Annotated in this window: 21 protein-coding genes; 12 read left to right on the top strand and 9 right to left on the bottom strand. The window is 62.6% G+C overall.

Annotation, left to right across the window (positions count from 1 at the left end):
• The first annotated feature begins 4 nt into the window (after positions 1-4).
• Positions 5-625 carry a chromate transporter gene (locus VGG47_RS05810; RefSeq protein ID WP_331536368.1) on the top strand — a complete coding sequence of 207 codons (621 nt, stop codon included), beginning with the start codon at positions 5-7 and terminating at the stop codon, positions 623-625.
• A complete protein-coding gene (locus VGG47_RS05805; protein WP_331536366.1) occupies positions 622-1,164 on the top strand; it encodes a chromate transporter in 543 nt (180 codons plus the stop codon). The genes VGG47_RS05810 and VGG47_RS05805 overlap by 4 nt, the downstream gene beginning before the upstream one ends.
• Before the next feature lie 180 nt (positions 1,165-1,344).
• Here the strand turns inward: VGG47_RS05805 and katG are convergent, their stop codons facing one another.
• A complete protein-coding gene (gene katG / locus VGG47_RS05800) occupies positions 1,345-3,528 on the bottom strand; it encodes a catalase/peroxidase HPI (protein ID WP_331536364.1) in 2,184 nt (727 codons plus the stop codon).
• 418 nt (positions 3,529-3,946) lie between these two features.
• Between katG and VGG47_RS05795 the strand changes: the two genes are divergently transcribed.
• The 3 genes from VGG47_RS05795 (at position 3,947) to VGG47_RS05785 (ending at position 7,256) form a co-directional block, all read left to right on the top strand.
• Positions 3,947-5,902, top strand: a complete 1,956-nt coding sequence (locus VGG47_RS05795; RefSeq protein ID WP_331536362.1) for a methyl-accepting chemotaxis protein — start codon at positions 3,947-3,949, stop codon at positions 5,900-5,902.
• 26 nt (positions 5,903-5,928) lie between these two features.
• A complete protein-coding gene (locus VGG47_RS05790) occupies positions 5,929-6,387 on the top strand; it encodes a chemotaxis protein CheW (RefSeq protein WP_331536360.1) in 459 nt (152 codons plus the stop codon).
• Positions 6,388-6,686: 299 nt separating this feature from the next.
• Positions 6,687-7,256, top strand: a complete 570-nt coding sequence (locus VGG47_RS05785) for a serine hydrolase domain-containing protein (protein WP_331536358.1) — start codon at positions 6,687-6,689, stop codon at positions 7,254-7,256.
• Here VGG47_RS05785 and VGG47_RS05780 read toward each other — a convergent pair.
• Entirely contained in the window at positions 7,240-7,917 is a 678-nt protein-coding gene (locus tag VGG47_RS05780; RefSeq protein WP_331536356.1) for a TetR/AcrR family transcriptional regulator, read from the bottom strand. The genes VGG47_RS05785 and VGG47_RS05780 overlap by 17 nt on opposite strands.
• A 312-nt stretch (positions 7,918-8,229) precedes the next feature.
• On the opposite strand from VGG47_RS05780, the gene VGG47_RS05775 reads away from it, so the two are divergent.
• Positions 8,230-8,433, top strand: coding sequence for a hypothetical protein (locus VGG47_RS05775; RefSeq protein ID WP_331536353.1), 204 nt, complete (start codon positions 8,230-8,232; stop codon positions 8,431-8,433).
• Between the two features lie 72 nt (positions 8,434-8,505).
• A complete protein-coding gene (locus VGG47_RS05770; protein WP_331536351.1) occupies positions 8,506-8,730 on the top strand; it encodes a hypothetical protein in 225 nt (74 codons plus the stop codon).
• 292 nt (positions 8,731-9,022) lie between these two features.
• On the opposite strand, the gene VGG47_RS05765 is transcribed toward VGG47_RS05770, so the two are convergent.
• Complete coding sequence (locus VGG47_RS05765) at positions 9,023-9,334, bottom strand: DUF2312 domain-containing protein (protein ID WP_331536349.1); 312 nt, start codon at positions 9,332-9,334, stop codon at positions 9,023-9,025.
• A 219-nt stretch (positions 9,335-9,553) separates the two neighbouring features.
• The gene (locus VGG47_RS05760) at positions 9,554-9,859 is read right to left on the bottom strand and encodes a DUF1244 domain-containing protein (protein WP_331536347.1); all 306 of its coding nucleotides are present in this window, start codon (positions 9,857-9,859) and stop codon (positions 9,554-9,556) included.
• A gap of 48 nt (positions 9,860-9,907) precedes the next feature.
• Between VGG47_RS05760 and VGG47_RS05755 the strand changes: the two genes are divergently transcribed.
• Positions 9,908-11,002, top strand: coding sequence for a glycerate kinase type-2 family protein (locus tag VGG47_RS05755; protein ID WP_331536345.1), 1,095 nt, complete (start codon positions 9,908-9,910; stop codon positions 11,000-11,002).
• A 16-nt stretch (positions 11,003-11,018) separates the two neighbouring features.
• Positions 11,019-12,443 (top strand): pyruvate kinase, encoded by a 1,425-nt coding sequence (pyk, locus tag VGG47_RS05750; RefSeq protein ID WP_331536343.1) that lies wholly within the window; start codon positions 11,019-11,021, stop codon positions 12,441-12,443.
• 53 nt (positions 12,444-12,496) lie between these two features.
• On the opposite strand, the gene VGG47_RS05745 is transcribed toward pyk, so the two are convergent.
• Positions 12,497-12,658: a hypothetical protein gene (locus VGG47_RS05745; RefSeq protein WP_331536341.1), complete on the bottom strand. Its 162-nt coding sequence runs from the start codon at positions 12,656-12,658 to the stop codon at positions 12,497-12,499.
• Positions 12,659-12,754: 96 nt separating this feature from the next.
• Here VGG47_RS05745 and VGG47_RS05740 point away from each other — a divergent pair, with 96 nt between their 5' ends.
• Both VGG47_RS05740 and VGG47_RS05735 read left to right on the top strand, forming a co-directional pair.
• On the top strand, positions 12,755-13,552 hold the full coding sequence (locus VGG47_RS05740; protein WP_331536339.1) for a hypothetical protein: 798 nt from the start codon (positions 12,755-12,757) through the stop codon (positions 13,550-13,552).
• Positions 13,549-14,337 carry a tyrosine-protein phosphatase gene (locus VGG47_RS05735; RefSeq protein WP_331536337.1) on the top strand — a complete coding sequence of 263 codons (789 nt, stop codon included), beginning with the start codon at positions 13,549-13,551 and terminating at the stop codon, positions 14,335-14,337. Before VGG47_RS05740 ends, VGG47_RS05735 begins: the two co-directional genes overlap by 4 nt.
• A gap of 200 nt (positions 14,338-14,537) precedes the next feature.
• Here the strand turns inward: VGG47_RS05735 and VGG47_RS05730 are convergent, their stop codons facing one another.
• The 4 genes from VGG47_RS05730 to VGG47_RS05715 form a co-directional block, all read right to left on the bottom strand.
• Complete coding sequence (locus tag VGG47_RS05730) at positions 14,538-15,623, bottom strand: OmpA family protein (RefSeq protein WP_331536335.1); 1,086 nt, start codon at positions 15,621-15,623, stop codon at positions 14,538-14,540.
• A 402-nt stretch (positions 15,624-16,025) separates the two neighbouring features.
• The gene (locus VGG47_RS05725) at positions 16,026-16,637 is read right to left on the bottom strand and encodes a DUF2155 domain-containing protein (protein WP_331536333.1); all 612 of its coding nucleotides are present in this window, start codon (positions 16,635-16,637) and stop codon (positions 16,026-16,028) included.
• 3 nt (positions 16,638-16,640) lie between these two features.
• Entirely contained in the window at positions 16,641-17,144 is a 504-nt protein-coding gene (gene mlaD / locus VGG47_RS05720) for an outer membrane lipid asymmetry maintenance protein MlaD (protein ID WP_331536331.1), read from the bottom strand.
• Entirely contained in the window at positions 17,144-17,566 is a 423-nt protein-coding gene (locus VGG47_RS05715; RefSeq protein WP_408841577.1) for an NADH:ubiquinone oxidoreductase subunit NDUFA12, read from the bottom strand. Before VGG47_RS05715 ends, mlaD begins: the two co-directional genes overlap by 1 nt.
• 17 nt (positions 17,567-17,583) lie before the next feature.
• Here VGG47_RS05715 and VGG47_RS05710 point away from each other — a divergent pair.
• Positions 17,584-18,824, top strand: a 1,241-nt coding sequence (locus VGG47_RS05710; protein ID WP_331536329.1) for a hypothetical protein, incomplete at its 3' end; no start/stop codon positions are given.

Genomic DNA, 18,824 nt, shown 5'->3' with positions numbered 1-18,824 from the left:
GGACATGGCGTCATTGTACGTACACAATGAGGGCGTTACTGGCCTTTCTGACAATCCAGATCAAAGCCTCAAGCCGAGGCCAACCAGCTGGCAGTTGTTCTGGAATCTTGCGCTCGTTGGTCTCTGCGGTTTTGGTGGCGTCCTGCCCTGGGCGCGGCGCAGACTCGTCGACCGGCGCGGTTGGCTGAGCGAGTGGGAATTCGCGGAGCTTCTTGCACTCGGACAACTCATGCCGGGGCCGAATATCGCAAACCTCGTCGTTATATACGCGCGGCGCCAAAGAGGCGCACGGGGAGCCATCTCAGCGATCTCTGGCCTCTATATTTTTCCAACGATGATCACGATCTTGCTGGGGAGCCTCTATGCGCGTTGGGGGCGGATCCCGGTCGTCGAACAAATGTTCGGTGCCATTATGCCGATCGCTGCGGGTCTGGTGATCGGTACGGCGCTGCGCCTCGGAAGAAGTCTACCGGCGACGGCGCATACATTCATCTTCATCTTTCTTGCTTTTTGTATGATGGCGTTATTGGCATGGCCTCTCTGGTTAGTTTTGGTCCTACTTGCCCCGGCCTCACTCATGATCGCCTGGCGCCGTGCGCACCATGACGCTGGGCGTCCCTCATGACCGCCACCATCGGCGATCTCGCCCTACACTGCATACTCTGGTCCCTCCTTGCCCTGGGCGGCAATGCGGCGGTTCTTTCCGCAATTCAACACTATACCGTGGATGTTCGGCACTGGCTGACCGGCGCGCAATTCGTCGCGTTCTTTGCCTTATCTCAAGCAGCCCCGGGGCCAAACGGCATGGCCCTCGTCCTCATCGGTCAAAAGGCCGCCGGCCTGCTGGGGGCTCTCACCGCCTTGATCGCAACGGTCGTGCTGTCTTCCATACTCGCCTATCACGGCGGCGCCTATCTTGACCGGCATGGGGATGTTCCCTGGGTTAAATCCATTCGTCAGGGTTTTGCCCCGATCACTGTCGGACTCGTCCTTTCCGGAAGTTTCGTTCTGGCACGGACAACAGATGTCTCGTGGCCGAGACTCATCCTGACCGTCATTAGCGCCATCATTATTTTCCGAACCAAGGCCAATCCACTTTGGCTCATTGGCCTCGGCGCCGCGTTCGGCCTGTTGAGCGGAATCGGGCATATGCGGATTTTCTGAAAGTAAGCGGCCGCTTTTTAAAAAAAGCGGCGCAAAAATTTTTATAATGCTGGGCCTTGGGCGTTGTCCACGACAACGCCCAAGGCCCAAATTAGCAAAGTTTTTTTGCTACTTTTTGTTCACAAAAAGTAGTCTTCTCTTTCCCTTACGCGGCCCTGCTTGCGCAGGGCCGTTTTCATATCAACCGTTCAGGTCGAAACGATCGAGGTTCATCACCTTGGTCCAGGCGGCGACGAAGTCCTTGACGAACTTCTCCTTCGCGTCCGCGCTGGCGTAAACCTCGGCCAGAGCGCGCAGCACCGAGTGCGAGCCGAACACCAGGTCGACACGGGTGCCGGTCCACTTGACCGCGCCGGTCTTGCGGTCGCGACCCTCGTACACGTCCTTGGCCTCAGAGACCGCCGTCCACTGCGTGCTCATATCCAGCAGGTTGACGAAGAAGTCATTCGTCAACACGCCCGGCTGGTCAGTGAACACGCCGTGGGTGGAGCCGTCGGCGTTGATGTTGATGGCGCGCAGGCCACCGATCAGCACCGTCATCTCGGGCGCGGTCAAGGTCAGCAGCTGCGCCTTGTCGATCAGAACCACCTCGGCAGGCACCGTAAGTCCGGCCTTCTGGTAGTTACGGAAGCCGTCCGCGACCGGTTCGAGTCCGGCGAAGGAGGCGACATCCGTCTGCTCCTGTGAGGCGTCCGTGCGGCCGGGTGCGAACGGCACCGTCACGTTGTGGCCGGCGGCCTTGGCCACCTGCTCGACACCGGCGTTGCCGGCCAGCACGATCAGGTCGGCCAGCGAGACTTGTCTGCCATTGCTCGCCGCCTGGTTGAACTCGGCCTGGACGCCCTCCAATGCCTTGAGCACCTTGGCCAGCTGTGCGGGCCGGTTGACCTCCCAGTCCTTCTGCGGTGCGAGGCGGATGCGCGCACCGTTGGCGCCGCCGCGCTTGTCGCCGCCACGGAACGTGGAGGCCGAAGCCCAGGCAGTGCCGACCAGCTCGGACACGGTCAGGCCCGTGGCCAGCAGCTTGACCTTGAGGGCGGCAATGTCTGCCTCGTCGATCAGTTTGTGATCGACGGCGGGCACCACGTCCTGCCAGATCAGTTCTTCCTTCGGCACTTCCGGGCCAATGTAGCGCGAGCGCGGGCCCAGATCGCGATGGGTCAGCTTGAACCAGGCGCGGGCGAACGCCTCGGCGAAAGCCTGCGGGTTCTCCAGGAAACGGCGCGAAATCTTCTCGTAGGCCGGGTCGACGCGCAGCGACAGGTCGGTCGTGAGCATGGTCGGCTTGTGCTTCTTGGACGGATCGTGCGCGTCGGGGATGACGGCCTCAGCGTCCTTGGCCTCCCACTGGATGGCGCCAGCCGGGCTGCGGGTCTGCACCCATTCGTACTTGAACAGGTTCTCGAAGAAGAAGTTGCTCCACTGCGCCGGCGTCTGCGTCCAGGTCACTTCCAGGCCGCTGCCGATGGCGTCTTTGCCGCTGCCAGTGCCAAAGTTGCTGATCCAGCCCAAGCCCTGCGCCTCCAGACCAGCGCCTTCAGGCTCCGGCCCCTTATGGGACTCGGCAGAGGCGCCGTGGGTCTTGCCGAAGGTGTGGCCACCCGCGATCAGCGCAACGGTTTCCTCGTCGTTCATCGCCATGCGGGCGAACGTCTCGCGGATGAATTTGGCCGCGGAAACCGGGTCGCCATTGGCGCCGGGGCCTTCCGGATTGACGTAGATCAGGCCCATTTCGGTGGCGCTGAGCGGCTCTCCGAGGGTCTCGAGGGTCCGGTGCGCCAGCCATGTGGTCTCGGAACCCCAGTTCACGTCGAGGTCCGGTTCCCAGCTATCCTCGCGGCCGCCCGCGAAACCGAAGGTGCGAAAGCCCATGGTCTCCAGCGCCACGTTGCCGGTGAGGATCAGCAGATCGGCCCAGGAAATCTGCTGGCCGTATTTCTGCTTGATCGGCCACAGCAGGCGGCGCGATTTGTCGATGTTGACGTTGTCCGGCCAGCTGTTGAGCGGGGCGAAGCGCTGTTGACCGCGACCGCCACCGCCACGGCCGTCGCTCAGGCGGTAAGTGCCGGCGGCGTGCCACGACATGCGGATGAATTGCGGGCCATAATGGCCGAAATCGGCCGGCCACCAATCCTGCGAGTCGGTCATCAGCTTGCGCAGGTCATTCTTCAGCGCCTGGTAGTCAAGCTTCTTGAATTCTTCACGGTAGTTGAACGTCTGGTTCAACGGATCGGATTTGGCCGAGTGCTGGTTCAGCAGGTCGACGCGCAGCTGCTCAGGCCACCAACCGGAGTTTTGAGTGCCGCCGCCGGCGATTGATTTGGAGGAGTCACCTGAAAACGGGCATTTGGCTTCAGTTGTCACGGCTTTTCCTTCTTTGGGTGAGGCTTCGGATGGATGATGGGGGCACAATCACGGCAAATGCCGCGAAAGACAAGATCAGGCCTTTTCCAGAAAAATCTTGTACGGTCAGGTGGGCGGCTTGAAGAAAGATGGTCGGCCGAGGGAAGGCTGCCGCCCGGAACACCTTCCCGCACCTGGCGGCCTTAAGCTGGCCGCACACATCAAAAGGCGGGTGGGCAAGTCCGCTCATAAGTTTCGGGAGTCGCATTATTTACATTTAGCACAATTATTATATCTTAAAGCGATTACGGTGGTAGTTTTTTAAACCTAAGGTTATAGGACCTCCATATTTTTGGGTGTAATCTTCACAAGAGATAACGCCTCGGTCGGTTTCACCCGGATGCCTCAAGAGCATCTTTTGATCAGCAGGGGGTTGCGCGTGAAAAATCTTCCCATTGCCAGTAAAATCCTGGCGGTCCTTGGCGTCTTCGGCGTCTTTGTTATTAGCGTCGTCATCTACAACGCGCTGCAGATGCAGAGTATCAACAGCGGATATCAGCGGGATACAAAGACGTCGATCTCCGCCGAGATCGATATGACGCGGGCCGGCCAAGCTATAACTGGGGTGGAATCGAATATCGAATGGGTGCTGGTTTCGAGCTCCCCAGAAGAGCGTCATGCCGCAGCCTCCAGGATTGGTTTCAATCTCAAGAACTTTGATACCGCGACGGTCTCTGCCGGGTTGGATTTGCCGGCTCAGGCGTCTGAATTCGAATCCCTGCATACCCAAGGCGACGCCGTCGTCGATACGTCCTGCGCCCTGGCGATCAAGCTTGGAGTGGCCGCGACAACCCTGCCCGAAATCCAGGCCTCAGAAACTGAATACCTTACCAACTGCCAACCTGTTTTTGCCCCGCTTATCGGTGACATGAGAACCGAAGCGAATACGCTACATGCGCAGGCGCAGGCTGATCAAACCCATCTCGCCGCGACCGCGAATCACACGATTTTTGTCGCCCTGATGGCGGCCATTCTGGGGTTGATGGCGGTTCTGCTGGGCGGGTATTTTGCCGTCCGTGCTTGGGTCTCTTCGCCGATCAAAGCCCTTGAAAGCACGATGAGCAAGCTTGCCGGTGGCCAGTTGCAGGCGATGGTGCTTGGTGCCGAACGCAAGGATGAAATCGGCGGCATGGCGCGGGCCGTGCAGGTGTTCAAGGATGGCGGCCTGGAGAAGCTGCGGCTGGAAGAGAAAGCCAAAGCGACGGCGGCGCAGGTCGAGGCGGAGCGGGCGCTCAACGAGGCCGAGCGGGCCGAGGCGGCGGCGCAGCAACGCCTCGTGGTCGAGTCCATAGCGACGGGGCTCGAAAAACTTTCCGGCGGCGATCTGCTGTTCCGCCTGACCGCGGCGTTCTCGAGCGACTACGAAAAACTGCGCGGCGATTTCAACGCGACAATGGAGAAACTGCAGGAGACGATGCAGGCGATCGCCGCCAACACCCAGGGCGTGCGGTCGGGGGCGAAGGAGATCACCCAGGCTTCTGATGATCTGTCGCGCCGCACCGAGCAGCAGGCGGCGAACCTGGAAGAAACGGCGGCGGCGTTGGATCAGATCACCGCGACGGTGCGCCGCACCGCGGAAGTCGCGAACGAGGCGCGGGATCTGGTGTCGACCTCGAAGACCGATGCGGAACGTTCCGGCGACGTGGTGCGCCAGACGGTGGGAGCGATGGACGGGATCGAATCCTCGTCCAAGCAGATCGCTAACATCATCGGCGTGATCGACGAGATCGCCTTCCAGACCAATCTTCTGGCGCTCAATGCGGGCGTGGAAGCGGCGCGCGCCGGCGATGCGGGCCGCGGCTTTGCGGTGGTGGCGACCGAGGTGCGGGCGCTGGCGCAGCGTTCGGCTGATGCGGCGAAGGAGATCAAGACGCTGATCTCGGCTTCGACGCAACAGGTCGATGTCGGCGTGAGGCTGGTGAGCGAGACCGGCCAGGCGCTGGGCCGTATCGTCACGCAGGTGAACCAGCTGAACGGGCTGGTTGTGGAGCTGGCGGCCTCGGCCAAGGAGCAGGCAACCGGGCTCGGCGAGGTGAACGCTGCGGTCAACCAGATGGATCAGGTGACGCAGCAGAACGCGGCGATGGTCGAGCAGGCGACCGCGGCGAGCCACGGCCTCTCGGGCGAAGCCCAGGAACTCGCCCGTCTCGTCGGGCAGTTCGACATCGGTGAGAGCGTTGCGGCACCGGTGCTCAAGCGGGCTGTGCCCAAGGTGCTGCCAAAGCCGCGCACCGTCGTGACCACGTCCGCGCGCAAGGTCGTCATGCTGCCGAGCCAGGATAGGGCGCGGCACCCAGCCCCAGCCGGTGCGGCTGATGACTGGAGCGAATTCTGATGATGGCCAATGACCTGTCTCGTCCCATGGGCGAAAGCAATCAGTTGCTGTGCGTGCGCCTGGGTGATCAGGAATTTGCCCTGAACATCCGCGCCATTCGGGAAATCAGGGGGTGGATTTCTTCCACCCCCCTCCCGCACGCGCCGTCCTACATCAAGGGCATGATCAATCTGCGCGGCAGCGTGCTGGCCATCATCGATCTGGCGGAACGTCTGGGCCTGCCGAGCGTGCCGCCGAACACGACCTCGGTGGTCGTCGTGATTGAAGAGGGGGCGCGCGTGATCGGCCTGTTGGTCGATGCGGTGTCCGACATCATCACCGCAACCGAGGAGATGCGCCAGGTCGCGCCGGAGACCGGCAGTGCTGCCTCCCGCGACTATGTCGAAGGGCTGCTCATGCGCGACAAGCAGATCATCAGCGTGCTGTCGATCCCGGCCATTATGCCCAAAGACACAACCAACGAAGCCGAACCCGAGTCAGCGTAGACAGCCGTCAGAAGATATTCGGGGTTCGGAACAGCTCGACGACGGGATAGGGCTGCAAATGCTAGATCGTATTCCGGCCGTCGGGCTGTGATCGGGCGCCGCCCGGTGCTGCGCGAATCGACGCGTTGCGCGGCGCTTGCTTAAGATGCACGTATCGATCGCGCGATGAGATCCTACAACAACAAGAAATCAGGAGGTTCGGTGGTTGCGATGCACGACCTGATCAGCCGAAAAATTCAGGGGGTAGGTTAGCCCTGGCGGACGTTGGCTTTGCGGCCGCTCTTGAAGAAAACTTCGAGATGGCGCGGCAGGCCGGGACCCTGCCGAACATCCACGGTGTCGTGGCGGTACGCGGCGGAAGAATCGTTTTCGAACGATATCTGGCCGGGCCTGATTTTGGCGGCGGAAGACCGCGCGGTGTGGTGCGCTTCGGGCCCGAGACGTTGCACGACATGCGCTCGATCACGAAGAGCATCGTCGGGCTGCTTTACGGAATCGCCCTCCAGGCCGGCTTGGTGCCGGGCCCTGAGGCCAAGCTGCTCGACCAGTTCCCGCAATATCGCGACCTTCCTGATGCCGAGCAGCGCCAAATCCTGACCATCAGGCACGCGCTGACCATGACGCTGGGAACGCAATGGGACGAACTGTCCTTTCCCTACGGCGATCCCCGCAATGGGGAAACCGCCATGAATGAAGCGGCCGACCGTTATCGCTATATATTGGAGCGGCCGATTTCGGGACCGCCTGGCCTGCGATGGATTTACAATGGTGGGACCACGGCATTGCTCGCCAAGCTCATCGCCCAGGGCACAGGGCACAGGGCACACTCTACCAGGCTTCGCGTCTCAGGTCCTATAAAGCATGCGTGACATCCCCGAGCGGCAGGCCTCCATCGTGCGGGTCGACCTCGCCGGTGCGCTCGGGTTTCTGCAGCAGCCTGGAAAACAAGACGGTGTCCAGCTGCTCCATGGGTGCGATGCTGCGCGTCGCCTTCGACAATAGAATCGCCCCTTGCAGGGCGGAAAGAATAAATCCGGCCAGTTCCTTCGGCTTCGCGCTGCGCGGCAGTTCGCCTTCCTTTATGGCGGCGTTCAGGCAGGCACTCAGCGCGGCCTGCAACTGGCCGAAGACTTCCACCAGGCGCCGGCGGATCGGCTCGTTCTGGCCAGTCGCCTCGGCGCTGAAATTTCCGAGCATACAGCCGCTCCGCAGATCGTCCGAAATCACACTCTGCCTGATGGCTTCGACATATTCGCGCAAGCGTTGCAGCGGCGACAGCATTTCGTTTGCCAATGTCCGGGCGATGATGGCGCAGACATCCGCGAAATACAGATTGAGGATCTCCAGCCCGAACGCCTCTTTCGACACGAAATTGTTCGTAAACGACCCCTGCGGTACGCCCGCCGCCGTGACGATGTCACGGACACTCGCGCCGGAAAAACCTTGCTCGTGCACAACGCGAAGGCCGGCCTGCAGGATTTTTTCACGATTGGAGATCTTCGTCATGTCGGACGAAATACGGGCGTCCATATTTATTTGTCAATCGAGTCACAAAAAGGTCATTATCGCATCCCGATTTTAATTCACTCCGCCGATAAAACTATTTGTTTTCAGCATCGATCTCGCGCAAAAATCCCATAAAGTTGCATTTGATGCTTATTTTACCAAGATGTCTTGAATCGTCTATCAATCATTAGAAATTTTCAGGCATTCACTTTCCTGCCACGAGGCCGTCGATTTTCGCGGGCAAAACCACCCTTTTCGCACTTGCAGCAAAATCTGTGTACGTACATATTGCGGCCATCGACGATCTGGTCGATCTATCAAAATCGGATGATTACAATGAATTTCTCTATGAAAATCCTGCCCGCGATGGCTCTGGCGATCGCACTGTCACCCTTCGCCGCACAGGCGCAGAGCGCACACCAGCCGGCCGCCACGCAAACGCACGATCACGTCGACGCGGTGATGGTCAGCTCTGCGACCATCGACAACCCGACGCACGTCTACAGCAACAATCTCTTCCCCGACTCCTTCGGCGGTTAACCCCGCGTTTCTGACTACACTTACTTGATGACCCAAGACTCGTCTGGGCCAAAATCCAGAAAGGTTCCTAAAATGTCTATCGCTTCAAAACTTTTGCCGGCCATGGCTTTGGCCATCGCTCTGGCCCCGTTGGCCGCTAACGCGCGTGATACGCAGCCCGGCCCGGCCCAGTACTATCTGGCCCCGCTGCCTCATCAGACCGTGCAACAGCACTCTCACACCGACAAGGTGATGGTGAGCTCCGCCACGATCGATAGCCCCTCGCCTTACTATAGCGTCTCCTCGGCAGGCCGCTGATCACGCCTCGCCCCTGCGGAGCCTTTTAAAATACCGGCCCGCTAAGCCCAACGATAGCTGCCGTCATTCTCCGAGCATATTCGGGGAATAACGGCAGCTGTCGTGCTGAGATCGACGAAAGGAAGGCTACTTTTTGTGAACAAAAAGTAGCAAAAAAACTTTATTAATTTGGGCCATGGGCATTGTCGGTGACGATGCCCATGGCCCAGCATAGCAAAAATTTTTGCGCCGCTTTTTTTAAAAAGCGGCCGCTTTTAGCTTTCATTACCCCAGACCGCGCTCAATGGCGCAATCACATGCCAAGGGCGCGCCTGTAGATATCAAGCAGCGTCTCCTGCTCCTCGATTTCCGCAGGCTCTTTCTTGCGCAGCCTGAGAATTTGTTTCAGGACGGCGACGTCAAATCCCGCAGATTTGGCTTCAGAGAAAATATCCTTGATATCGCTCGCAAGAGCCTTCCGCTCTTCTTCCAGGCGTTCCACGCGATCGATGATGCTGCGCAAACGGTCGACGGCAACACCACCGACTGCAGGGTCTGGATTGGCAGCCTGCCTGGCCCGGCTCGCGGCAGCGTCGTCCGTGGTGTCAAATGGTGCTTCAGACATGAATTTCCTCTAGGCCTCTGGTGAGTTAGGACGTCGGGGCGACTGAGGCGGCTGGCAAGCCCAGACAGCCTGTCGACTCTAAACTTAGACTACAAATTGACGGGGGCAAAAGGACTCGCCCGCGACCTTCGTCGGCTTGTCATCGGTGGTCGCGTCAAGCGCCATGGGGCTCTCCTTTGCTCGAAGAGCCGAGGGGATAGAGCGACCCCGCCCCCAGCGTCAATGCCCCGTGGATTTGAATTTCTGCGCTGCCTCGTCCGCGGCCGGCTTGTGGTATTTCGCCTGCCACTCCTTGTAGGGCATGCCGTAGACGATCTCGCGCGCATCGGCATCGGCGAGCGTGAGCCCCAAGCCCTCCGCCGCCTCGCGATACCAGCGTGACAGGCAATTCCGGCAAAATCCTGCGAGATTCATCAATTCGATATTTTGCACGTCGGTCCGCTCACGCAGATGCTTGACCAGCGCCCGGAACGCAGCCGCCTCCAGCCTTTCGGTAGTGGCGGGATCGAAGGTGGGTTTGCTCATGCTTCCGGCTCCTGTCATAAAGGAAGTGTGGAGGACCATAACGCTAATATGCTTCGCGCGATATTCCAGGCGGCGATCGCTGCCGCCGACCCTGCCCTCTCCCTGAAGCCGCATCTGCCCGCCCCCGGCAAAGGCCGCAACATCGTCATCGGCGCCGGCAAGGCCGCGTCCTCGATGGCCGCGGCCTTGGAAGCCGCTTGGCCGGATGTGGCCCTCGAGGGCGTGGTGGTAACCCGCTACGGCCACAAGACACCCACGCAAAAGATCACGGTGCTCGAAGCCGCACACCCCGTGCCCGACGCCGCCAGCGAGGACGCCGCGCGAAAAATCATGGCGGCCGTGCAGAACTTGCGGCCCGAAGACCAGGTGATCGCGCTGATCTCCGGCGGCGCCTCGGCGCTGCTCACTTTGCCGGCGCCGGGCCTCACGCTCGACGACAAAAAACTCGTCAACAAGGCGCTGCTCGCCTCGGGGGCGCCGATCGGCACGATGAACCGCATCCGCAAGCAGCTCTCGGCGATCAAAGGCGGCAAGCTCGCCGCCGCCTGCGCGCCGGCAAAGCTGGTGACGCTGGCGATCTCCGACGTGCCGGGCGATTCCCCCGCGGTCATCGGCTCCGGCCCGACCTGGTACGAGGGCGCGGACTACCGCATGATCGCCACGCCGATGATGGCGCTGCAAGCCGCCGCCAAGGCAGCTGACATACCCTACAAAATTCTCGGCGATGCGCTGGAGGGCGAAGCCGCCGCCCTCGGCCGCGAGATGGCGGCGCAGGCCCTGCGCGAAACCGGGCCGATGCTGCTGCTCTCGGGCGGCGAGACCACGGTGACCATCGACAACGGCACGCCCGGCCGCGGCGGCCGCAACACCGAATTCCTGCTCAGCCTCGCCATCGCCCTGAACGGCGCGAAAAACATCTCCGCACTCGCCGGCGACTCCGACGGCATCGACGGCACCGAGGACGCGGCTGGCGCGATCATCACGCCCGACACCCTTGCGCGCGGCCGGGCACTGGGACTGGACGCCACGCAATTTTTGAATTCTCATGACAGTTACAGCTATTTCAGCGCGCTGGGCGATCTCGTGATCACCGGCCCTACCATGACAAACGTGAATGATATCCGCGCCATCCTGATCTCTTAGGGAAGCAATAACGAAAATGAGCGAACGTTTCCGCCGTCATCGCCGCACGAAGATCATCGCCACGCTGGGGCCCGCCAGCTCGACGCCGGAAATGATCGGTCAGCTGTTCCAGGCCGGGGCGGATGTGTTCCGCCTCAACTTCTCCCACGGGTCTCACGAAGACCATGCCGCGCGCATCGAGATGATCCGCGCGTTGGAGAAAAAATTCGGCCGCCCGATCGGCATCCTTGCCGACGTGCAGGGGCCGAAGCTGCGGGTCGGCCAGTTCCAGTCCGGCCGCGTGCAACTGCAGGCCGGCCAGAACTTCGTGCTCGACATGAACCCCGCCCCCGGGGACACCCGCCGCGTCTGCCTGCCGCATCCGGAAATTCTCGCCGCCGCCGAGATCGGCGCGACGCTGTTGCTCGATGACGGCAAATTGCGCCTGCGCGTGGTCCGCAAGCGCGACGACCATCTGCTCACGGAAATCCTCAACGGCGGCGTGCTGTCGGACCGCAAGGGCGTCAATATTCCTGACGTCGTGTTGCCAATCCCCGCGCTCACGCAAAAAGACCTCGCCGATCTCGACTTCGTGCTGCCGCTCGGCATCGACTATATCGGCCTGTCCTTCGTGCAGCGCCCGGAAGACGTGGTCCAGGCCAAGGAGATCGCCGCCGGCCGTGCTTTGGTGATGGTCAAGCTGGAAAAACCGCAGGCGCTGGAAAATCTCGATGGAATTCTCGACGCCGCCGACGCGGTGATGGTGGCGCGCGGCGATCTCGGCGTGGAGCTCCCGCCGGAAGACGTGCCGATCGCGCAAAAACGCATCATCCGCGCCGCCCAGCAGCGCGGCATGCCGGTGGTGGTGGCGACGCAAATGCTCGAGAGCATGATTTCCGCTCCCGCCCCGACCCGCGCCGAGGCCTCCGATGTAGCGACCGCCGTGTTCGACGGCGCTGACGCCGTGATGCTCTCGGCGGAATCCGCCGCCGGCCAGTATCCGCGCGAGGCGGTCAACATGATGGACCGCATCGTCGCCCGGGTGGAGCGCGACGAGGATTGGCGCCGCGCCATCGACGCCAAGCGCCCGGCGCCGGAAAATTCCTCCGCCGATGCGATCGCCGCCGCCGCCGTGCAGGTGGCGCGCACGATCGGCGCGCAGGCCATCGTGGCGCTCACCGAATCCGGCTCCACGGCGCTGCGCGTGGCGCGCGAGCGGCCGGATTGCCCGGTGCTGGGCCTGACCATCAGCGAAACCGTGGCGCGCCGCCTGGCCGCCGTCTGGGGCGTGCACGCGGCGGTCACCCGCGAGGTGCATTCCATGACCGAGGCCGTGGCGAACGCGACAAAAATCGCCCGGCTCGAAGGCTTCGCCAGCAAGGGCGACGAAATCGTGGTGGTCGCCGGCGTGCCGTTCGGCCAGCCCGGCACCACCAACGCGCTGCGCGTGGTGCGGCTCTAGGAAGAGAAAAGAAAGACTTCTTTTTGTGAACAAAAAGAAGCAAAAAAACTTTATTAATCTGGGCCTTGGGCATTGTCGGGGACAACGCCCATGGCCCAGCATAGAAAAAAATTTTGCGCCGCTTTTTTAAAAGCGGCCGCTTTCTTCCCTTCAAGCCCCCGCCGATCACGTTTTGCTGCATTCCAAAAAAATCGTTTAATTTGAATGCGCTGCAAGGAAATCTTGCGGCCATTTCCAGCTTGGCCCCCCTCCGCTTTGCCTGTATTGAAGGGGACGGAGCGCCAGAATCATTTCGGAAGGATTATTATACAGTGGATTTTACCAGGGCGGATAAGAACAAGGCGGTGGCGGGCCTGGCGACGGGCCTCGCCTTGCTGGCTCTGACCAGCTGCAACCGACATCCGCCGGTAGTGGCCGCAGCGCCGCCGCCGCCGGTCGGCCATGTCTATGCCACGCAGGTGGAGCTGCCGCCGCCGGTCTCGCCGCGCATCCGCTTCACTTCCGACGAGGAAGAGCAGGCGCAGCAGGCGTTCAACGTCATCGGCCTGAAATCCGCGCTGATGGTGGCCGCTCTCTCCTGCGACGACCAAACCCAATACGACGCCTTCATGCACACGTTCCAGCCGGATATCCTGGCGGACCAGCACGTCATGGACGCCTATTTCCGCAAGGCCAGCGGCCCTTATAGCGGGCAGAAAATGGAAGACAATTTCGTCACCCTGCTGGCCAACAACCAGTCGGTCAGCGGCATCGGGCAGGGCCGCCCCTTCTGTCTCAACAACCAGGCCGAGTTCACCGCAGTGGCGGCGCTGAGAACTGAGGTGCAGCTGAACACCTTCGTCACCGACCGTGCACCGGGCGCGCTGCCCAGCGCGGCGCCGATGGTCGAGGTCGCCAGCGCCGCGTCGGCCCATCATGTGTATGAGACGAGGCACGTCGACACGCGTCATGAACGTGACGTGCATGAAGTGCATCATGAAGTGCATGTCGTGGTGAAGCACACCGTCACCAAGGCCAAGGTCACGACGAAGGCCGCGACCAAGGGCAGCAGCAAGGTCGAAGCCACCGCCCAGACCGCGAGCAAGAAAGTCGTGGCCAGCCAGCCATGAGGGAGCAAGCGCCGCCGCCCTTGCTCGGCGGCGCCCCGAATTTCCGCGCCATCGCCCCCTTCCCCGCCGCCGATGGGCGGCGGCTGAAGCCGAACACGCTGTATCGGTCCGGGGAATTATCCCGCCTCAATGCGACGGATCTTGGCTGTCTCGCCCAGCTTGGCATCCGCCTGGTCTGCGACCTGCGCAGCCAGGCCGAGCAGACGCGCTACCTGTCCCGCTGGCCGGAGGATAGCCGGCACCGCCGTCTGGACCTGCCCGGGCTCGATGGCACCGATGCCAGCCCCGCGAAAATCTTTGCGCTGATCCTGCGCGACCCCACCCCGCGCGGCGCGCGCCTCGCCATGGACACTCTGTATCGCCGCAAGCCGCGCGCCTATGCGCCGCAGCTTGGCCGGCTGTTTTCCAGTATTTTACAGGAAAGTTCCCTGCCGCTGCTGATCCATTGCCACGCCGGCAAGGACCGCACCGGCTTCTTCACCGCCATGCTGCTCGCCGCCGCCGGCATTTCGCGGGAAAATATTCTGGCCGACTATGTCGCGACCGGACACTTCTTCGCCGCCGAAACCGAGGCGCCGCAGATGGCGGCCTGGGCGGAACGTGCCTTTGGCCAGGCGTTAGACATCCCCACCGCCTTGCCGCTGGCCGAGGCCCGGCCGGAATATCTGCAAGCCGCCTTCGCCGCGATCGACGATGAGTTTGGCGGGATGACGAGCTATCTGACCGAGGCGGTCGGGCTGTCGGCGCCGGCGCTGCGCGCGTTTCGCGACCTTGTTTTGGAGTAAGAAAGTAGCCGCTTTTTAAAAAAAGCGGCGCAAAAATTTTTACTATGCTGGGGCATGGGCGGCGTCCCCGACAACGCCCACGGCCCAGCATAGCAAAGTTTTTTTGCTACTTTTTGTTCACAAAAAGTAGTGCTTTCTTCCTTCGCTCAAAAAAAAGCCCCGGCGGTTTCCCGCCGGGGCTTTTCTGTACGTAGAGACGCTTAGTTGAGAACGATCTCGACGCGGCGGTTCTGCGGCTCGCGCACGCCCGGGCCGGTCGGCACCAGCAGGTGCGTCTCGCCGTAAGCGTGGATCTCGATTTCCGACTGCGACACGCCATCGGTGACCAGCTGTGCGGCAACCGCCTGAGCGCGGCGCATCGACAGGCCCTGGTTGTAGGTCGGCGTACCGGAGGTGTCGGTGTAGCCGGAGACGTCGAGCGTGGTGACGTTCTGGGTGTGGCTGTCCGTAGCGGCCTGGGAGATGATCTGCGTGGCGCGCGGCGTCAGGCTGGCCTGGTTCCAGTCAAAGAACACCAGATAGGTCTTGGCCGGAGCCGGAGCCGGGGCGGCAACCGGTGCAGCCACCGGGGCCGGGGCCGGCGGCACGGGCCGCGGCGTGAACAGCTGGTAGCGCAGGCCGACATTGATCTGGTTGTTGTACTCGGAGCCGACCTTCATGCTCGCCGGCTCGCCGTCAAAGGAGCCATCGAACTTGCGGGAATCGGCCAGTGCGACGAAGCGGTATTCCAGCGTCGCGGACAGGCCCGGCACGAAGGAGATCGGGTAGGAGACACCGACGATGCCCTGATAGGCCAGCGAGCCACGGGTCTTGTCGAAGCTGTAGTCGCCCGCGTTGAGGCCGTTGAAGGCGTCTTCCTGCCAGCCGATGCCGGCGCCCACATACGGGAACAAGTAGGGCAGGCCGATGTCGAAATCATAATAGGCGTTCGCGAAAACGCCGTAACGCCCCTCATAGCCGCGGCTGGCGTCGCCGGCACCGTTGACCCGCAACTTGTTAAAGCCGTTGCTGATGTAGTCGCCCTCGAGTTCAGCGCGCCAGCCATTGCCGAACCCGTACCCGACGGCGCCGTTGATGTCATAGCCGTTATTCGTGAAGATCCGCGCGGTATCCGAGGTCACGGTGTTGCCGTGGACGATATTCTTCGCCTTCTGGCTGCTTTCCATGTTGTAGCCAGCACCAAGGCTCACATACGGGCCGGTGACGGGCTGCGCGTTGGCAGCGTGGGAAATCGCAACAGGTGCGGCCAGCACAGTCGCGGCAAGCAAGGCATAACGAAACTTCATTCGTGTGACTCCTCAGTAGACAGGCAATCAGGTTCGCAGTGGACCCGGGCGAGTATCTGGCAACATGAGGCCGCCGATGAAAGAGCAGATTCCGCCTTTCGAGCCAGCTGTAGCAAATATGTCACATATCATCGCGAAATCATAACGAATGAATCTTCTGCCATTTTCCTGCAGAAAGACTATTGCGTTTTCACAATGAGGTAGAACTGGATCAGCGCCGCAAAAAGGAAGTGGCCGCTTTTTAAAAAAAGCGGCGCAAAAATTTTTACTCCGCTGGGCCATGGGCTGTGTCGCCGAAAACGCCCACGGCCCAAACTAATAAAGTTTTTTTGCTACTTTTTGTTCACAAAAAGTAGCCTTCCTTACCGTTCCTCCCTCAGAACGGTTTCAAGCCATCTCGTTCTAGGAGCAGCCGATGACCCTGAATGTTTCGCTGCCATCCCCCACCACGGTGGCGCCTGGCGTCGAACGCACCATCCAGCCACGGTAGAGCGTGGTGCTGGAAGCATCACCGCCCGCCGGGGTCACTGTCATGAAAATGGCCGCATCCGGCAACTCGTTGGGCGGCCGCGTGTCGCAGGCCTGCACGCTGACCTGCAGATCGCCGATCACGCTTTGCCCACCGACGGGAACGCTCACCTTCGAGGTGCCGCCATCGACCTCGCTGAGCACGCCGAGTGTCGCCGTCGTGCCCGGCACCCAAGTGTTCGGGATGACCGGCGCGGTATCGGGCGGGGCGGCGGGTGCGGCAGTGGCCGGCGCGGCACCGGCTGGCGCACTCGGCGCTTCCGGCGCGGGCACGTCCTCATTGGCGGGCGGCACCGGCGTCTGCACCAGCCCTGGCGGCGGCGGCGCAAGCGGCGCCATGGGCGCCACCGGCGTGGACGGCGCCGCGACGATGGGTGGCGCCAGCGGCACGGCAATCACGGAATTCCCATTGCCTTGGGTCTGCGCCCAGGCCGGGGCGCTCAGGGGCAGCAGCAAGGCCACCGCAACCGCAAGAGAAAGGCGCATAGCTTATTTACCCCCGGACGGCGCGGGCGCAGCTGTCGCCGCGCCGGACTTGCCGCCGCTGGAACTGCCGCCCATGGAGAAAATGAATTTTCCGAGCAGATCCTCGATATTGATCGCCGACTGAGTCACCGCGAAGGATTGTCCCGGCGCCAGCATGGTGTTCGACCCGCCCGGCGAGATCGCCACGTAAGCGCCGCCGAGCAGCCCGTCCGAGGCGATCGAGGCGCTGCTGTCCGCAGGGATCTTGATGTCGTCGTTCAGCGCCAACCGCACGAGCGCGGCATAGGTGGTGGGGTCGAGGCGCTCATCGGCGACATGGCCGACGATAACGCCGCCGATCTTCACATCCGCACCGACGGTGAGCGCGCCGATGCTGGAAAACTGCGCCCGCAGCGTATAGCCGCCGGTGGTCACCGCACCGGTGCGATTGAGCGCATAGCCCAGAAACACCACGGCGACGATGATGACGGCGAAACCAGTGAGGGTTTCCGGAAGCCTCCGCGCCATCAGCCCAGGTCCGGCGTCCAGGCCTCATAATCCGCCGCGGCACGGGCACGCTTGCCACCGGCATAATCATGTCCCGCCGGGCGATGGCCGGCGGGCGTGCCGGTCAGGTTCGGCTGGTGTGGTTTCTGCCAGGGTTGCCGGCCCGTGCTGGGCAGCGGCTCATCGGTGAGATGGTGCAGCCAGGCATGCCACTCCGGCCCCACCGTGGAGGCCTCCGGCGCGCCGGCATAGACCACCCACCGCATCGTGCGCCCGCCCTTCTGGCGGCCGGGCCGTTCAAAATATTTGTTGCCCAGCGCGTCCTGCCCGACATACCCGCCGCGGCGCAGCGTGAAGAGGAACAGGCCGGGATTGCGCATGAAACCGCTAATCCCGCCGAGCTGGCTGATCGAGACTTTAGCATCGGTTTTTGATGTGCTCATGGGGACGGATATAGGAGATGGCGGCGCTCTGGTCCATCGCTGGAATTTTTCCAGACTATCCACAGGATTTTGTGGTCAACCGGCCGTTTCACCACAACATCCACTTTCCCTACGGACCAGTTCCGCTTAAGTTCCTGGCCATGGGAACTTACAAGACGCACAAATCCTGGCACGGCATCCGGCAGGCGGTGTTCACCGCGCAGGCCGACCCAGACGCGCCGCCGGTCACCGTCAAAATTCCCGCCAGTTGGGGCCAAGGAGCCGCCGATGCGCTGGCCGCCATGCTGCCCACCGCAAAACGCATCGACCTCGCCCTCGCCGCGGAAAGCTGGATCGCGCCGATCACCGCCCGCGCCGCCACCGCGAAAATTGCCGCGCCGCTTGGCGATGAACTGCACGCGCTGCTGGCCGCCCGCCGCGGCGCGCCGGATGCTTCTGTCTGGGCGAATGCCTGGGCAAACAAGGCGACCGCCGTGCCCGGCTTCACCCTCAACCCGAACGCATTCCTGGACGAAACCGGCGGTTTCGACGCCGCTGCCTTCGCCGCCGCAGCGCAGCTCGCGGTCACCGCGCTGACCCTCGCCGCCCCGGCGGCGCAGCGCCTGGCGCTCGGTTTCACGGATCTTAATCTGTTCCTGGCCCGCCTCGGCCTCGATTATGATTCCGCCGAAGCCCGCGACACGGCGGTGACGCTGACCGCGCTGCTGAGCGCCGCCGCCGATTGCGCCTCCGCCGCTTTGCTGGCGCGTAGCACCCCCTCGGGCCACGCGATTTCGCTCCCGCCTCTGCCCGCCCGCTGCGCGGCGCCCGGCCTGCGCGCCGCGGCCCTGGCGGCGCAAGAGGCCGCCGCCACCTGCGGCACGCGCCGGCACGAGAGCCTGCTCGGCTTCTCCGAGGATCCCGCCGTCGAAGCCCTGCTCGGCGCGGAAATCCGCAATTTCGCGCCTGCCCTTTCGCCGCTGGACGCCGACGGGCGGATGGCCCAGTGGGCGACACAGAAACTCGCGGCCCAGGGCCTCTCCGCCGAGGCGGCGCTGACCCGGATGCTCAGCGGCGAAACGCTGTTCGCGGCACCGCGCCCGGCCGCGCATTTGGCGATGCATGACGCGCTGGCGCCGCTGGTGGCGGCGATGCCCGACCGCCCCGCCGCCCCCATGCCGCCGCTTCGCGCCAGCCGGCGCGAAGCGCTGCCCGCCCGCCGCAGCGGCTACACGCAGAAAGTCAGCGTCGGTGGCCACAAGCTCTTTCTCTCGACCGG

Origin of the sequence: Acidocella sp. (assembly GCF_036489515.1) — a bacterium.
In the GTDB taxonomy this organism is placed as follows: Bacteria; Pseudomonadota; Alphaproteobacteria; order Acetobacterales; family Acetobacteraceae; genus Acidocella.
Note: the sequence above shows the minus strand (reverse complement) of the source record. Positions and strands in the feature narration are given on the sequence as shown.